The following is a 17353-nucleotide window of genomic DNA, read 5'->3' on the forward strand; positions in this document are numbered from 1 at the left end:
TGGATGGCGGGTGGTGCGATGATGCACCGTTGGTGTTTAGCAGGCGAGCTTGATTGGCGGCAAGTCTGATCCGTCGATTGCAGTTTTCGTAGGGTGCGTGCAATCCCGGCACCAATGCTTCAGTTGGGCTGGGATCGCAGGTGATGGTGCGTGCAAGCCCGGCACCCTACGCGGCTTGCGCCGTGATTATTTTCGTAGGGTGCGTGCTTGCATCACTCATGGCCTTAGGGTTTAACCCATGGCTTGCGGGCTTCGTCCGCGATCCTGGCATCCAGTTCTTCCATCCGCTGACGGAGACGCTGTACAACGTCCTGTTGATCAGCAGCCAGATTGTTCTGTTCGCCAACATCTTTGGTCAAATCGAACAGTAAAATCTCTGGCGGGGGAAGTTGTGCTTTGGGTTTGTTGCGGGGGCGACGTCCCTTTTTGACAAGCAGTTTCCAGTTGTCTTGTCGAATGCCTTCGATGGCACCTTGGGAGGTGTAATAAAGGTACTCGTTTCGTGGCGACTGTTCGGTGCGACCGTGCAACAGTCCCGAGACATCCATGCCATCAATTTTGCGATCGTTGGGAAGCGTGGACTGGGTGATCTTGGCGATCGATGGTAAAAGATCAATCGTGCCCAAAAGCTGGTCGCACTCAGTGCCAGCGGGGACGCGGCCCGGTCCCCAAACCACACAGGGCACGCGCTGACCGCCTTCGAAGGTTGTCCCTTTGCCTGCTCGCAAGGGACCGGCAGATCCGCCGTGGTTCTTGAACTGCAGCCAAGGGCCATTGTCGGATGTGTAGATCACATAGGTATTGTCGCTCAAATTCAGTTTGCGAATGGTTTCCATCAAACGCCCAACTTCATCGTCAATGTGTTCAATCACGCAGGTGTAAGCGTTCTGTGGATCGGGATCATAAACGTCGGCCGGCACATACAGTGGAATGTGGGGCATGGAGTGAGGCAGGTACAGGAAGAATGGTTTGTCTTGGTTCGCTGTCACAAAATCAATCGCTTTGTCCGTGTAGCGTCGGGTCACGGTACGCTGATCGACGGGCAGTTCGATGATCTTTTCGTTTTCCATTAACGGGGTTTTCCAGAGCGTCAGGCACGACTCGGGATTCTTCCATAGCTCATCCGACGGCACACGGGGCTTGCCCGAGTTGTCCGGATGATTCATGTCATTGGAATAAGGAATGCCCAGGTAGGTGTCGAAACCGTTTTGCTGTGGCAGGGTCTCGGGATGATGCCCCAGGTGCCATTTTCCGAAGCAGGCCGTTGAATAGCCCAAGGATCGCAGGTGATCGGCGATGGTGTGCTCGCTGGGGTTGAGTCCCTTTTTGGAGGACGGGAAGAGCACGTGCTGGTGCATGCCAACTCGCTTGGGGTAACAGCCGGTCAGTAACGCGGCGCGCGAAGGAGTGCAGACCGGTGAAGCGACCATGAAATTGGTCATTTTGCGACCTTCAGCGGCCAGGCGGTCAATGTTTGGCGTCTTGATTTTTGTCGAACCAAAGCAGCTCAGGTCCCCGTACCCTTGATCATCCGCGAAAATAATGACAAAGTTCGGTCGCGGTGCCTCGGCAGCCGTTTCTGCTTGCAGTCCCAGTCGCGGTAGCAACAGAATTGCCACCAAGATGAAGCCGAAAGTGATTGAGGGTAATTCCAGGTTAGCCTGACAGTGGGTGAGCTTGCATCGAAGCCGTCTCATAGCGGGGTGCTCCATCAGTGAAGATAGCGTAGGGTGGGGAAGTTGGTCATTGGAGTGGATGTCTGCCGCGTTGCCGGTTCACACGCCAAGGGGCATCTATCATATTCCAATCATGACGGTTTAGCTGTGATACAGAGCACGATTCTGCGGTACTTCGCCCAAGTCCTGTGTTGGCCGATGTTGCGATGGCACGATGTGTTCAAACGTGTACAAGCCCGTTGAGTCGCTGCGGGAGCCGATCGCCAGGCGATTTTTGCCAGCATGCATCTGCTGAATGCATCTGCTGAATGCATCTGCTGAATGCGGCTGCTGAATGCGGCTGCTGGAACCAAACTATTTGATGACGTTGAGAACCAAGTTGAGTATCAATGAGTGACGAAACCCCAGCCGCCAGCCAAACTCTGGCGGACAAGCATCAAGAACTGCCCTACGATTCGCTCTTGCTGGTTTCCTTCGGTGGACCAGAGGGGCCCGATGACGTGATTCCATTCTTGGAAAACGTCTTGCGCGGCAAAAATGTGCCCCGCGAACGCATGCTGGAGGTCGCCGAGCACTACCAAAAGTTTGGCGGTGTCAGCCCGATTAATCAGCAGAATCGGGAACTGCTGGAGGCGATCAAAGCGGAATTGTCCTCTCACGGAATTGATCTGCCCGTCTACTGGGGCAATCGCAACTGGAAACCTTTGTTTGCTGACACGCTCCAGCAGATGAAGGATGATGGCTGCAAGCGGTCGCTGGCATTCTTTACCAGCATGTTTAGCTGCTACAGCGGTTGTCGTCAGTATCGCGAAAACATCATCGAAGCACGCGAAGCCGTCGGCCCGGATGCTCCCTTGGTGGAAAAGGTCCGCATGGGGTTCAATCACCCAAGTTTTATCGATGCCATCTGCGACGGCGTGAGGCATTCGCTGGCTGAGCTTGGCGTCGGAGCGGACCAAGCCAAAGTCTTGTACACCGCACACAGCATTCCCAATTCGATGTCGGACAATTGTGACTATGTTAAACAATTGACCGACACCGCCGGTTTGATCTCCAGTCAGCTGGGCGTGACCGACTGGGAACTGGTTTATCAAAGCCGCAGCGGTCCGCCACAGCAACCTTGGCTGGAGCCAGATATCTGTGATCGCATTGAAACGCTGGACGAGGCGTCAAAGCTTTCGCATGTGGTGATCGTGCCCATTGGGTTTATCAGCGATCACATGGAAGTGCTGTATGACTTGGATGACGAAGCCGCAACGTTGTGCAAGGAACGAGGCATCCAAATGAGCCGCGCCGCGACCGTCGGTGTGCACCCGTCCTTCGTCGGCATGATCCGTGAACTGGTGCAAGAACGCATCGGCCAGCTCGATCAGCGGCGGGCAATGGGCGACCTTGGTCCCTGGCATGACGTTTGTCCGGTCGATTGTTGCACCTACACCCCACGCCGGCCACCACCAAGAACTTAGTCCGACTTTGCTGTTGTGATTGCACGGCAACCGCCTGGCATCGCGACAGTGACTTTGCCGGTCGGGCAGCTTTGCCGCATTGCTCCGGCTAATCCAGTTCTTGTTGTTGTCCTGGACCACCAAGGACGAAGTGTCCGATCACCCTCATTGTAGTTGATGATCACAGCAACAAGGGAGGGTTGGTTGTGTTGCGGACAGTTACCTTTGGATTGATCGCAGTTGTGTTGATAGGCTGCGGTCCTAGTGTGCGCGTGCGGCGTCACCCCGCACCGGATGCAAGCGGCGTGCGTTACTATCGTCCCAAGCCCTATCTATTGGTGCAGGCCGCGCCACAGCAGGTCACCAAAGATAAAGTGACCAGCCAGCATTACACCGGCGAAGCGGTCTCGATCAGTTTGCAGTATTTGCCGGACTTTAGTGAAGAGTATGCGATTGATGTCCGTCCCGGTTTAGGGAGTGCTGAGGTCTCTGTGGAGCTGGAGGATGGTTGGAATCTTACCTCGATCAACCAAACCCTGGATTCCAATTTTGATGAGAACGTTGCTGCGATTGCAGAACTGGCCAGCGCGGCGGCATCGTATTCGCTGACCGGTGGCGAGGCTCAGGGGTCAGGCAGCACACAGCGATTCGTTGTCAAAGCAACCAACGTGCCGCTGGGTTATTATGAATCGGTCCTGAAAGCCGACCGCTGTGGACGCAAGCGGTTGTGCGGATGGCGATACATTGGCTTTTTGCCGTTTCAGCCAGGGTGCTCGCAAACGGTGATGCCTTGCGGTGGGGTGATTGATGACTTTGGCGAACTCGGCCAACCGCTCTATGGGTTGGTATTTGACTCTGGGGTCATGACGTTCAAGCCCATGCATCGCATCGCGAGCGAAGCGGATTCAACCAAGCAAGCGGTCAGTGTCGGCGAATTTCAAGCGTCTCCTTCGCAGGCTCAGGCACTGCAACAGCTTGAAGCTGCCATTGAGCGTTCGATGCTTGAAGAGTACGGCGAGTCATTCCACGTTACGGCAACGTTTGATCGAGATCAACATCGCGTCAGCATTCAATTGCCACTTCGTGAATCTCTGACGCAACAGGAAGTTGTTCCGCGACTGCTGGTGAACGATCGCGTGGAAGAGGCTCTGCTTAGAATGGGCGACCCTGTCCCAGAATTTGTTGAATGATCTGGTTGGATGCAATGGGGCGTGGATTCCCGGTCGTCGTCAAGGTGCTACTTGCCTGACCACAGGTGCTGAGATTGCTTGATCAGCTGTGGTTCGCGTTCGGTGCCAATCGCTTGGTAGGTGTCCCAAGCGGGCTTGGCTTTGCCGATCGGTTCATCGGCGGTGGGGTAGGTACGCAGCCCCAGCAGTAAGCCGCCTTCGCCGGGGTGGTCGTTGGGGCGATGGTAGTCAAAGGCCAAGATCGAAGGGCATTGGCGAAGTTTTTTCCAGGTGTACAGCAACGCTGCCGATTGCATCATTAGGGCAGCAGGATCATCGGGGTTGGCGTGAAATCCTTGCTCGCTGCAGATCACAGGGCGGAGCGATCCATCACTTCGCCGCATCTTGGTTTGATGCATCCAGCGATCCAAGACTTGCAGGTTCTTGATCGTGATCAGTTTGGTTTCAAAGTGGTCTTCAACCTGAGTATCGTCCCAGGTGTTGGCATTCCAAAGGCTTTGGGGATAGGGATGGTAGGCCAGGCCCCAGGCGAAATCACCTTCACATTGGTTAAGGTCGATCAAGTGTTCGACCATGGCCTTGGGAGCATAGGTTTTCCAGTGGACGTTCTCTTTGATGTTCCAGCGATGCGTCAAAGAGATAAAGGTGTAGGCGTGCGGGTTGTGCTGCTGGACCGACTGTTGCACGATCCGCATTGATCGCACGTAGTGATCCATGAACAACTCCATCGGTTGTGGACCCATATTGGTCCATTGCCAGCCGTAGTCGACTTCATTGTGAATGATCCAGTGATCGGCGCGGGCGACGCTTCCTGGGCCGCCGCCGTAGCGTTGGGCAAGCACTTCGATGCTGGCGCGGTAGCGTTCCACAGCCGGCTTGGTGGTCAGGTTGGGCATCGCATAGGCGCCGGCGGAATCAGATTCCGGATGGGCGAGCAGGGAAGCTGGATTGCCAGGGCCGCGATTGCCAGGGGCGGGGATCAGCACGATCATGGCGACGGTCGCTCCCGCATCGCGAGCGATTCGCACGCTGTGATCGAGATGATGGACTGCCTGCGGATTGAGCCACCAGCGTTTGCCTCGCAGTGTGACCGCAGGCCAGTTGGGATGTGGGGTGTCGCTGATCAGGGAATGAATGGCAGCGTTCACGCTGGCGTGCTGGAGGCCAAGGTCACGAAGTTGCTGTGCTTGAAAACGCGGCGTGATGCATGTCAGGCCTTTGGCTGCCTGCAGTTTCGGTGCTGGCGCCAATCCCGTGTCGGTGTGCAGTCGGCTGGCATAGACCGCCTCGCTGACGGGTTTCCAAGTGTGCTCGTCGCGCCGGTGAAGCTGCATTCGGTTTCCGGCAAGGAAGAGCACCGGATGGTCGGCGGCTTTGATCGTTGTGGACCAATTGCCGTCGGGATCAATCGGCACGGTGATCGCTTGATCGAGCTCCTCTTGGCTTGCCGGCGAGACGCTCATCTGATGCGCCAGTCGGGGAACCAGAAAGTAATCGCCTTGTTTGTCTGCCGGGATCGATCCCTGGAGGGTGGCTGTTTGCCCATGGAGCTGAAACTGATGGATGGATCCCGGCCATTGTCGATGAAGGTAGTTTTGTATTTCTTTCGCAAGTTGTTCTTTGGCGGCGATTCGCGCAGCAGCTTGTTGGACTTGCTGGTATTCTGGGTCACTCATGGGGCGAACCTGGACGTTGCGTAGTCGCAGTCGCACGTTGGCTTGCTGGCCAAGATCAATGCGAGCGGGGAACGGTCGCATGGAGTTACAAGAATCGGGGTCAAGATCCGTCAGATTGATTTTGTACTCGGTCCAGCCTTCGGCGGGCATCAGGTTTGGCAACGATGCCGCTTGGGGAGAATGGAGAGTTTTGCCGCTGCGCCACTGCAGGTTTTTGATCCCAGCTGGGCAAAAGTATTCCAGTTGCAAGATCCACGGTCGTGGTTGGGATTGCGAAACAGGCTTTAACGCTGGCAGATCTATTTGGAAATAGGGATCTGTTCCAGTTGTGATCAATTGGTAAACACCCTGCTGACCCTCCGTGACGGTGATTTGATTTACGCCGCGACCGGCCAACAATGAGACAAGGGGAATCGGTCGCAGTGATTGTGGGGTTGTGGATTGGGCAAGCAGAGCAGGGGCCCAGAATATCAACGACAGCAATCCAATTGTGACCCAATGTTTCACAGCGAGTTCTCTTGACGGGGGCGAAGGTTCTTTGAGGGCATCACGCGGGCAGTCGGAATTGACCGGTGGCAGATTTAACCAGGGATAGTCTAAAGGAAGGTAATCGCATGAACGCAGTGCAATCGTATCGGCATACAAAAATAATCGCTACCATCGGTCCGGCCACCGATTCCCCTGAGAAGTTACAGGCGATGATTTCAGCCGGTGTTGATATGATCCGGCTGAACATGGCTCACGGTACAGTCCAGTGGGTCGAAGAGATTATTGCTAAGATTCGAGCGGCCTCAGCAGTTGTTCACCGCGAGGTGGCGGTGATGATGGATGTAAAGGGGCCGGAAGTGCGGACCGGGGTCGTCGCTGAAGACATTGAATTGCAGATTGGTGACCGACTGGAGCTCCATTCGGCCGCCATCGATCCGGACGCAGGCAATGTGATCCAGCCAGGATCCTACCGCGTTTCGGTTAATTATCCGGACTTGCCCCACGATCTGGAGGTGGGTGCAAAGGTCTTGATCGATAGTGGTTTGTTGCATTCCACTGTGATCGAAAAGAGCGATCGCATGGTTTCCGTGCAGATCGAAACGCCGGGGACGCTGACCTCTCGAAGGCATATCAATTTACCGGGCACATTGATCAAGCTGCCTGCCCTGACAAAGAAAGACGAAGCCGATTTGTTGGCCGGAATCAAAGCCGGGTTGGACTTCGTCGCCTTGTCGTTTGTGCGACAAGCCGCCGATGTCGTTACCTTGCGCGACTTTCTAAAAAGTCATGGCAGCGAAGCCCGCATCATCTCCAAGATCGAAGACCATGCCGGCGTCGTCAACATGCACTCCATCATCCACGAGACAGATGCAGTCATGGTCGCCCGCGGTGACCTTGGGATCGAAATCGCGTTTCAGAATTTGCCCATTGTGCAAAGCAAGCTGATCGAAGCCTGCATGCAGCAAGGCAAGCCGGTGATCGTGGCCACTCATTTGCTGGAGTCGATGATTAGCAGTCCCATGCCGACGCGTGCTGAGATCTCCGATGTCTCCAACGCCGTGCGCGAACAAGCCGACGCGATCATGTTGTCAGGTGAAACCACGGTCGGGGCTTACCCGTTGGAATCCATCGATGTCTTGAAAAAGATCATTGAGAGCATCGAGCCATCTGTGGGGTCTCAAGTGAACGAATCGATCCATTTGTACACGCCTAAAGCCAAGATGCTCAGGAGCTCGGTAAGCTTGGCCGCTGAACTGGGGAACTCTGCCGTCGTTGTGTTCACTCGCAGTGGCTTCCTGGCTTACGTGCTCGGTGCGTTACGCGCTTACAAAGTGCCCATCCTGGCGTTCACGGATATTCCAACAACCTTTCATCAGTTGTTGCTGCCTTGGGGCGTGGAACCGTTTTTGATGGATTTCTCTGACGACCCTGAAGAGACCATTCAGAATGCTTTGCAGCTTCTGCGAGAACGTGGCTTTGTCGATCCAGAAAGCTGGCTCGTTGTGATCACCAATGCCTTGGCTGACGGTCAGATCATCGACTCGTTGCAATTGCGTCAAGCCGGCGCGTAGGGTTTGTCGGGTGCGTGCAAGCGCGGCCCCAATGCTCCAGTTTTCGTAGGGTGTGTGCTTGCACGCCCCAATGCTCTAGTTTCGCTGCGATCGCAGGCAAACGCTACTTGGCAAAGCCGCGTTTACGCAGCAATGCGTTGGTGTCGACATCGCGGCCTCGGAACTTGCGAAAGCCCTCTGCAGGGTCAATCGTGTCGCCTACGGAAAACACGTTGTCTTTGAGGCTCTTGCCAAGCTCTGGATCAAAGTAGGTGCCAGCATCTTCAAAGGCCTCTGCCGCATCGGCTGTCAACGCATCGGCCCACAAGTAGCTGTAGTAGCCCGCTGAGTACGCGTCGCTGCTAAAGATGTGAGCGAAGTGAGGGGTGCGGTGTCGCATGGGAAGTTCCTCCGGCATGCCGATCTCTTTGAGCGTTTCTCTTTCGAACTGATCCGGATCGATTTGCAGTTCGTCGCTGGTATGAATCTTCATGTCAATGATCGCACTGGCCAAGTATTCAACGGTTGCAAAGCCTTGGTTAAAAGTCGCTGCCTTTTTTAGTTTATCGATCAGTTCCTGTGGGATAGGCTCGCCGGTTTCGAAGTGCACGCAGTAGGTCTGCATGACTTCTGGCGTGTCCAGCCAGTGCTCGAGCACCTGAGAGGGGAATTCAACGTAATCGCGTGCGACTGAGGTGCCAGCTTGTGACGGGTAGCGCACCTTGGAGCTTAGTCCATGCAGCGCGTGTCCAAACTCGTGAAACAGAGTGACCGCATCATCCCAGGAAATCAGGACCGGCTCACCTTCGTTGCCGGGTAGAAAGTTGGAGTTGTTCGAGACGATGGGCGTGTCGACTGTGTCACAGTTTTGTTGCACTCGGTAGGCCGTCATCCAGGCGCCGCTGCGTTTGCCAGCACGAGCAAAGGGGTCAAAGTACCACAGTCCCACATGATTGTCATCATCATCGGTGACTTCGTAAACGGTGACATCCGGATGGAACACTGGAACCGGTTGGGCGAGTTTGAAATGCAGGCCAAAAACGTCTTTGGCAACAAAGAACATGCCTTCACGCAACTTGTCCAATTGCATGTAGGGTTTGATCTGTGTGAGATCCAAGTCGTATTTTGCTTTGCGGACTTTTTCCGAATAGTAGCGATAGTCCCAGGGAGCGATGGTGATTTTGTCGCCACCATCGGCGGATTCTTTGTCAGCAATGGCTTGCATGTCGGCAACTTCTTCAGCGACTCGTTCGACCGCTTTAGGCCACACTTGGTGCATGAGTTCCATCGTGGCTTCTGGAGTTTTCGCCATCGTGTCTTCAAGCCGCCAGTGGGCATGGGTGGGGTAGCCGAGCAGTTTCGCTCGTTGTCGGCGAAGGCCTAAGATTTCCGTAATGATTTTGTTGTTGTCAAATTCATCCCCGTTGTCGCCACGGTTGTAATAGGTTCGCCAGACGTCTTCTCGCAGCCCGCGATCCTTGGCGTAGGTCAAGAAGGGATCCATCGACGATCGAGTGTTTGTGATGGCCCACTGATCGGGTTTGCCGTTTTCTTTCGCGGTTCGCTTCATGGCCGACACAATGCTTTCTGGTAAACCATCGAGCTGGGTTTGGTCGGCGATCCAAGTGATGTAATTCTTTTCGTCCTCAAGAACGTTCTGGCTAAAGTCAGTGAACAGCCGAGCGAGCTGAGAGTTGATCTGAGCGAGCTTTGCTTTGTCTGACGAATTCAATCGTGCTCCACGACGAATGAAATTCTGATGGCGTTTCTCGACCAGTCGGCGCTGATCAGCTTCAAGCTTGTTCAGGTTTTCCTCGCTGGCCAGCGTTTCCAAGCGCTGGAACAGTTTTTCGTTCTGGTAAACCCAGTCAGAGTGTGCCGAGAGTTTGGGCGCGATCACTCGTTCGATGTCGCCCACTGGGCCGAGGTTCAGATTTGACGAATAGACACCAAAGATGGAGTCCAATCGGTCCATGGGTTCATTGGCGTTCTTGATGGCCAAGATCGTATTTTCGAACGTTGGCGCGTCTGGATTCTCGGCGATCGCTTGGATCTTCTCCTGGGTTTGTTGAATCACCGTCTCGAAGGCCTCCACAAATTCGTCGGGGCGAACCAAGTCCCAGGGCGGAACGCCTCCGTAAGGGCCGGTCCATGGCTTCAGTAACACAGAGTCAGACATTTGCGCAGTTTGTTGGTTAGTTGTTGAGGTTTGTGGAGTGGTTTGTGCAACCGTCGTGTCCAGATGGCAGGCTGCCATGGCGAACAGGATCGACGTTTTGAGGATCAAGTGAATTCGTTTCATCGCGTTGCCTGAGGTAAGCGAAATCGCGCGAGCGATCAGAGTGGTGGGATGTGTGATCGTCCGTGCCCGCTTGATTGGCACGGGAGATTGGAACCGTTACGCGAATGCTTTGCGAAGCATTTCCAGGCTTTTGGGAATCGCGGTTTCGTGCTGCTCTTTGCCTTCGAATTCCAGCGAGATATAGCCCTTGTAATCAACCGCCTTCAGGATTTCAGCGACGCGGTCGTAGTCGATCGGCAGCGTGTACCAGGTGCCGCCGCCAAAGTATGTTTTGGCTTGCACGAAGACCGCTTCGGGTGCGAGTTGTTTGTACTGGGCGTATTGATTTTCAAGAAAATTCCCGGTGTCTAACGTGGCTCGTAACCAAGGTGAGTCGATGGCATTGATGATCCGCAGGACTCCTTCGGCGGTACGGCCCAGCCCCCAGTGATTTTCCAGTCCCAGAACAACGCCACATTTTTCGGCGGTCGCGAGGCATTCTTGGATGCTGTCTTCGACCCACTTGAAGCCCTCCTCGTCGGTGTAGCCTTCCAAACGAGGCTCGATGCCTTTGTTGGCCATCAATTCGTCAAAGTTCTTTGAGGTGCCCCAGCGACCGGTGTTGATGCGAATCGTTGGAATGCCTAACGCGTAAGCCAGTTCGATGCAGTGCTGGGTGTGTTCGATATTCTTTTTGCGTTCTTCGGCATCAGGAAAGACGAACGATTGGTGTGTGGAAAAACCGCATAACGAAAGTCCATGGCGGAAGGCACGCTGCTTGATTCGTTGCAAGGTCGCATTGGATTCGTCTTGCATTTGTACATGCAAAATCTCGACGGCATCAAACCCCGATTCCGCCGCCAGGTCCACGCACTGTTCAATCGATAGTTTGGAATCTTTGCGGTAACGCCAGTAGGAATAGGTGCTCACGGCGATCGGGTTGGGCTTGGAAGCCTTGGCCGGTGTTTTTGGCTCAGCGGTGGCAGCGTTAGGATGAATGGTTGAACTCATGGCAACCGCCGAGGCCGCGGCGGCGGCACCCACGAATGAACGTCGTTTCAGTGTGTTCTGGGGTGACCGGTTTTCGGGTCGTGCAGACATGATGGGGCAAACCTGTGCGCGGATAAAATGGAATCGGAAACGATGGAGGCTGACCGATGCTCGGGTCAATGCATTGGGGATCGTTTGGCAAAAGTTGGAATCAAATCAGGCGAGCGTTGCGGTACTGTATCACTTGGTTAGGCGACCATCGAAGGTTGGTTCGCTCATTCTAGCTGATTGCTGAGAATCGTTCACCAACTGGTGTTGAATTGCCCTTGTCTGTAAGCGTCCGCCGGTCCCTTCCGTTCGCAGGACGCCTCCGCTTATCATCAGGCTTGTGGCGGTGCCTGGTGGGGATGAATTGTTGTGGTTATGTAGCTTGTTGATGGCGGATATCCCTCAATCCGGTGCTGGGCCGATGGCGTCGGTTTTCCCAGCGTGTGAGCGCAGGCTCGTCAAGCAATACTCTAAAGCGGCAGTGTCTCGCTTTGACGCACTGTGCCCCGCGTCAGGTTCCTGAGCCCGTTTTCGTGCAACGCAACCGTGCTGAGTTGAACGAAAGCTGGTTTGGTCGCCAAGACCGCAACTAACGCCATCAAGAAAGTTCGGATGAGTTCCAGTACGACCAACTCTCTGCATCAGAATGATCCCATTGAAGCGGGACTGCACTTGGGTCAGCATGCTGTGCCACAGATCGCTGGCGATCAGCCCGCTTCGTCACCAGGCGATCATGATCCACCGAAAATTATCATCATTGATGATAACACCGCGATCCATGATGACTTTCACAAGATCTTGGATGGCCGTCCAGCAGCCAACGCGGGGGCACGTTTGGCTGACCTGGAAATGGAGATTTTAGGCGGAGACGTTGGTCGGGAAATTCAAGCAGGCAAGGACTCTCAGCCACGTTACGAACTGCACTCTGCCTTTCAGGGAAAAGACGGCTATGAGATGGTGCGCGACGCGGTGCGCATGGGTCGACCCTTTAGCACTGCCTTTGTCGACATGCGCATGCCTCCCGGTTGGGATGGCGTGGAAACCATTCAAAAGCTGTGGGAGGTTGATCCTCATTTGCAGGTGCTGATCTGCACGGCTTACTCGTCACATTCGTGGGAAGAGATCGCCCAGCGTCTGGGGCACAGTGATCAGCTACTGATCCTGCGCAAGCCCTTTGATCCTGCAGAGGTCAGTCAGATCGCGGCATCGCTGACAGAAAAATGGCGGTTGGCAAATCTGTCGCGTGAAGTGGTTCAAGATTTAGAAAAAGCCGTGGCGCAGAAGACCCGTGAGATTCGCGCTCAAATGACGCAGCGGGAGCGGGTCCAAAAGCAGCTTCTTGAAAAAGAAAAGCAGCTTCGCGAATCGCAAAAACTGGAAGCGATCGGAAGTCTGGCAGGAGGAGTGGCTCACGAGTTCAATAATCTGTTGCAGATCATTCAATCCTTCAATCAGTTTGCTCTGGATGCTTGCAAACCGTTGGATCCAATGCGCAAAGACCTGGAATCGGTTGCCATCGCTGCCAAACGCGCTTCCTCTTTGACTCGTAAGCTGTTGGGGTTCAGTCGGCAAAAGAATTTGCAGTTTGGCGATTTGGACGTCAATCAAGTCGTTGGCGAGATCATCGGATTGGCGGAGCCCTTGGTGGGTTCACGAATCACCATGGCACATTGTTTGGGGGCAGAAAAACCGACCGTCCACGCTGATGCGACCGAGTTACAGCAGGTGCTGTTGAACTGTATCATCAATGCACGCGACGCAATGGATGGTGCTGGTCAGTTGTTTATCTCAACCGACAACGCGTATCTTGACGACAACTACTGCCGCGTCGATCAGAATCTCAGTCCCGGTCTGTTCGTTTGCATCTACATCACCGACACCGGTGCAGGGATGTCACCCGAAGTCCAGCGACGGATTTTTGAACCATTCTATACCACCAAACAGATCGGAGCTGGGACAGGCTTGGGCATGGCCATGGCATACGGTTTGATCAAGCAACACAAAGGTCATATTGACGTCGATTCCGAGGTTGGCAAAGGAACCACCTTCAAGATTTATCTCCCCGTCCAGCAGGCGGATGCATTTGAACAACCAGAATCAGATGGTCCGCAGTCAAACGATCGATCTGATGCCGTCGGAGTTGATCGAGTGGAATCCCAAGGCGCTAACATTCTGGTCGCTGATGACGAGCATTTGCTCCAACAGGTAAGCAAGCGGATCCTGGAATCAATGGGGCATCGTGTTTTGCTGGCCAGTGATGGACCCAACGCGGTCGAAATGGTGACTCAGCACGCCGATGAACTTGACCTCGTTGTCATGGATGTCATGATGCCCAACCTGACGGGAACTCAAGCGGAGCAACAGATTCATCGCCTCTGTCCGGATCTGCCAGTGATCTTCTGCACCGGACACGCGCCAGGATCAGAGCAAGGCGGCGGTTTGCCCCAAGGATGCCCCGTTTTGCGCAAGCCATTTCAACCCGACGAACTTCTCAAAGTCGTGCAGCAAACGCTGCAGCAGTCTCGGGGCTAGCCAGATGAGCCACGGCAACCCACGCGCCTTGCAACTGGGATTGTTTTCGTCGGGCGCGTGCTTGCACGCACCAATGCGGCTCGCAATGCCCTCGCGAACCCGGAGATCTTCAAAGCAGTGAATGCCTGTATCCACTGCGAAAATGCAGCAAAAATCCTGTGGGCGTGAAAGAATTCAGCAAATTTTGCATGAGTCAATTCGGCCAGAATTCCGCAAAGGACGAGATTGCGATCGGTAAAGTTTGCCCAGTTTGCAGTAGTTAGTATCCTAGTTTTCCTGATTGGATCGATGTGAATTTCCAGCTCAAAGCTTCCGATAGCAGTGATTGTTACCCTGCCATCGACGGAGCATCGTAGTGCTGTTGAAGAAGACTGACCCCTGCCGTTCCAAGAAATTGTCATCTGCCCGAGCACGGCGACTGTCGCGAGCTGTGATCATCGCCTTGGTCACTGGCGTCGCGTTTGTGCCTGGTGCAATCGGCCTAGAATCGGCCCAGCGCGACTGCTGTGGTGCTGATGAAGCCCGTGATGGTTTCGTCCTTCGGGCGCCCCAAAACACCGGTGCTGACGACTCAAGCGGCCAAAATGCGAGCAACCAGGAATCGGGCCTCAAAAGCGAGGTTGCCAAGCAGCCGCCTGTCGCTCCGCCAGCAACTGCAGCTCAGCCTGCCGCGGTGATCGCGAAAGCGAATCCGTCGCCATCGAAAACAGGGACGGAGCATGTGGAGGCGGCTGCATCCACTGCGACGGCCGCCAAGCAAACGGTTCCGTTGACGCCTCAAGGGCAGCAGGCGCAGCCGATCGACGCGAGCTGGACAAAACGTTCTCACGACTCAGGTCCAAAGCCAGCCCCCGCTGGTCGCGCAAAGCCAGTCGGTCCTGTCGTCGCTGAAGAATCACAACCCGACCAGCCGGAAATGCTGCCGCCCTCCGGTGCAGGCAATGTCACGGTTGATCAACAGGCTGGATCCGCGCAGCAGGAGTCGCTGTCTCAATCGGCTGACGCCAATCCAGCGTCTCAGCCGTCTGACGCTGCGATGTTACCGAAGGCAAGACTGGCCAGTGATGGGCAATTGCCCGCCAAGTCGGTGGCGTATCCATTGAAGCGTCCGCAGCTGAGTCCCCCCGGTGACCGTGTGCTTGATGGGCAAGCGGGTTTAGGACAGGAGGGTTTGCCAGAGCTTCCGCCTCCATCACCAACCCTGTCTCAACAGGTTCGCCCCCTGAATCGCGATGGATTCCAACCGGTTCGTCAGGAAGGCAAATGGGTGACGCGAGACATGCAGAATCGGCTGGCCCCACTGCGGGATCCAGAGCCATTGCCGCAAGTCAGTCAACGGAGATTGACGCCCACACGTGAAAACGTTGACGCTAGCCAGTCGACGATTCCTGTCTCTCCAATCGCAGGTCCCGACGCTGCGAACCGCGACCAGCCCGCGTCGACTGAATCCGATTCGGTGTCAGCCGAACCGATCGCAACGTTGCCTCAGCAACCGCTGGCAGACCAGGATCGACCGAGTGAGCAGGGTGACGGGCCAACGGTTCAAGAATGGATCGGTCGCAATCAGCCTGCACCTAGTGCAGATCAAACCAAGTCAAGCGATTCCGAACAAGCCACGCCCAAATCGCAGGCCAAGCCAGAAGATCAGAGCGCGACCGCGCCAGCGGGTTCCAAGAACGTAGCTTCGGCGCAGTTGGGCGATAAGCCGTCCACGACAGAGCATCTGAGCGATCGAGGGGCGGCAACGGATCCGAGCAAATCGACGCCAAGCATGGGGTTGCAGCCCAAGGATTCCGATCCAGAAGCCAAGGTTGCACGGAAACCGACTGACGGTGCCGCAGCCAGGCCGGTGATCAAATCGATCAACGAACCGCTTGCACCTGGTAAACTGACGCCCATCGATGGTTTGAAACTGGCTCCTGTCCCCAAAGGGTCCTCCGCTACTCAAGGGAGTGCGGAGCCCAAGCAGCGAGCAATGGATACCATTGCACCCAAATCAGCGAAGCCATTGACGAAGCCTGCGAAGCAGACTCCAGCCGTCGCAGGGGACTTGACCGCCGATGCCAGTGTTGCTGCCAAGCCGATTCAGCCGACTCCTACATCGACCCAGTATGGAGCTTTAGACTATGCCGGTTATCCATTAAAACCGATTCAGGTTTCGCGCTCTGTCAATAACTTGCGACGGACGATGGAGCGGGCGCTCAATTACTTTTACAACCGTCCCGAATCGGCAAACGGTCGCAGTAACTGGGGCATGATGCATTCCGTGATGGTCTACGGCGCACAAACCAATGTGCAAGTTGGCCGAAAACGCTACAACGCGATCGCTTGGATTGCTGGCAACAACGTTTGTCGCGGACAGCGCTTACTGACCCTTGACTCAAAGGGCCTCAAAGCACGCACGGGCGTTGGCCTGCAGGGTCACCAAGGGCAATTCCTTGCCGTGTTGGGCATGTGCAACGTGCCTGCGGAATACCCGTTGTATGCTAGTGGGAAAGCGTTCTCGGTCGCGGACTTGATCGAGGCCGAACAAAAAGGCTGCAAGCGTGGCGAAGAGCTGACGTTCACGCTGATCGGATTGTCCCATTATCTTGATACGGACGCCTCTTGGGTGGCCGCGGATGGACAGCGTTGGGATTTTGAACGCTTGATTGCCGAAGAGCTAAGGCAGCCGGTCGTCGGTGCTGCCTGTGGGGGAACTCACCGGTTGATGGGCTACGCTCATGCACTGCGAAAACGCCGCGCTGAAGGCAAGCCCCTGACCGGGCAGTGGTTGCGTGCTGAAAAGTACGTCGATGACTTCGTGAAATATGCGTTCTCGCTACAGAACCGAGATGGTTCAATGAGCACACGTTGGTTCGAAGGCCGTGATGACAACGGTGATCGTGATCGGAAAGTTCAAACCACCGGCCATTTGGTGGAGTGGTTGCTGACCGTGCTTCCCGATGATCAACTGCAAGATCAACGCCTGGTCGCCGCTGTCAGCTATCTAGCTCGGGCGATGGGGTCCGATCTCGGTCACGAGTGGAGCATCGGTCCCAAGGGACATGCGCTGCGATCGATGGCCATGTACCATCAAAGGGTCTTCCGAGCGGGAACGCCCTGGATTCCAACCGCAATCGCTGGTCGACCTGTGCAGCGTCAATAAGCAGCGGAAACGAGTGAGGGATCTCGCCAGTTGCCTTGCAACGCGAGCCCCTGGCCAATTGGACGCTGTGCCGATTGAACGCTGTGCCGATTGAACGCTGTGCCGATTGAACGCTGTGCCGATTGAACGCTGTGCCGATTGAACGCTGTGCCGATTAATTGTGGGCCCGGGCAAATCCTGCCCCGTTCAGGAAACCCCGCGTCCCGCCTGCTGATCTTTGCTGGCGATCTGACCGAGGGGGAAGAGAAGTTCTGTGCGATGAATTACAATGCGTCGCCTGTGCCGTCATGATGACGGCGTCTTCTCCTTCTGATTCCTTCCCCAGTTC

Annotated in this window: 9 protein-coding genes; 5 read left to right on the forward strand and 4 right to left on the reverse strand. The window is 55.3% G+C overall.

All coding sequences use genetic code 11. The annotated features are described in order from the left end of the window. Positions 1 to 224 precede the first annotated feature (224 nt). Positions 225 to 1697: a sulfatase family protein gene (locus SV7mr_RS00790; protein ID WP_145268325.1), complete on the reverse strand. Its 1473-nt coding sequence runs from the start codon at positions 1695 to 1697 to the stop codon at positions 225 to 227. A 368-nt stretch (positions 1698 to 2065) separates the two neighbouring features. On the opposite strand from SV7mr_RS00790, the gene SV7mr_RS00795 reads away from it, so the two are divergent. Both SV7mr_RS00795 and SV7mr_RS00800 read left to right on the forward strand, forming a co-directional pair. Next, entirely contained in the window at positions 2066 to 3142 is a 1077-nt protein-coding gene (locus SV7mr_RS00795) for a ferrochelatase (RefSeq protein WP_145268327.1), read from the forward strand. Between the two features lie 284 nt (positions 3143 to 3426). Continuing rightward, positions 3427 to 4311: a hypothetical protein gene (locus SV7mr_RS00800; RefSeq protein ID WP_145268329.1), complete on the forward strand. Its 885-nt coding sequence runs from the start codon at positions 3427 to 3429 to the stop codon at positions 4309 to 4311. A gap of 47 nt (positions 4312 to 4358) precedes the next feature. Here SV7mr_RS00800 and SV7mr_RS00805 read toward each other — a convergent pair whose 3' ends face one another. Continuing rightward, positions 4359 to 6461 carry a DUF5722 domain-containing protein gene (locus tag SV7mr_RS00805; RefSeq protein WP_145268330.1) on the reverse strand — a complete coding sequence of 701 codons (2103 nt, stop codon included), beginning with the start codon at positions 6459 to 6461 and terminating at the stop codon, positions 4359 to 4361. Between the two features lie 140 nt (positions 6462 to 6601). Here SV7mr_RS00805 and pyk point away from each other — a divergent pair, with 140 nt between their 5' ends. Continuing rightward, entirely contained in the window at positions 6602 to 8047 is a 1446-nt protein-coding gene (gene pyk / locus SV7mr_RS00810; protein ID WP_473163666.1) for a pyruvate kinase, read from the forward strand. Positions 8048 to 8150: 103 nt separating this feature from the next. Here pyk and SV7mr_RS00815 read toward each other — a convergent pair whose 3' ends face one another. Together SV7mr_RS00815 and SV7mr_RS00820 are read right to left on the reverse strand one after the other, a co-directional pair. Beyond that, positions 8151 to 10328 carry a M3 family metallopeptidase gene (locus SV7mr_RS00815; protein WP_419187933.1) on the reverse strand — a complete coding sequence of 726 codons (2178 nt, stop codon included), beginning with the start codon at positions 10326 to 10328 and terminating at the stop codon, positions 8151 to 8153. A gap of 96 nt (positions 10329 to 10424) precedes the next feature. Further along, positions 10425 to 11408, reverse strand: a complete 984-nt coding sequence (locus SV7mr_RS00820) for a sugar phosphate isomerase/epimerase family protein (RefSeq protein ID WP_145268332.1) — start codon at positions 11406 to 11408, stop codon at positions 10425 to 10427. Between the two features lie 549 nt (positions 11409 to 11957). Between SV7mr_RS00820 and SV7mr_RS00825 the strand changes: the two genes are divergently transcribed. Beyond that, a complete protein-coding gene (locus tag SV7mr_RS00825) occupies positions 11958 to 13877 on the forward strand; it encodes a response regulator (protein ID WP_145268334.1) in 1920 nt (639 codons plus the stop codon). Between the two features lie 394 nt (positions 13878 to 14271). Then, the gene (locus tag SV7mr_RS00830) at positions 14272 to 17025 is read left to right on the forward strand and encodes a hypothetical protein (RefSeq protein WP_145268336.1); all 2754 of its coding nucleotides are present in this window, start codon (positions 14272 to 14274) and stop codon (positions 17023 to 17025) included. Positions 17026 to 17353: the final 328 nt, after the last annotated feature.

This window comes from Stieleria bergensis (assembly GCA_007745635.1).
In the GTDB taxonomy this organism is placed as follows: Bacteria; Planctomycetota; Planctomycetia; order Pirellulales; family Pirellulaceae; genus Stieleria; species Stieleria bergensis.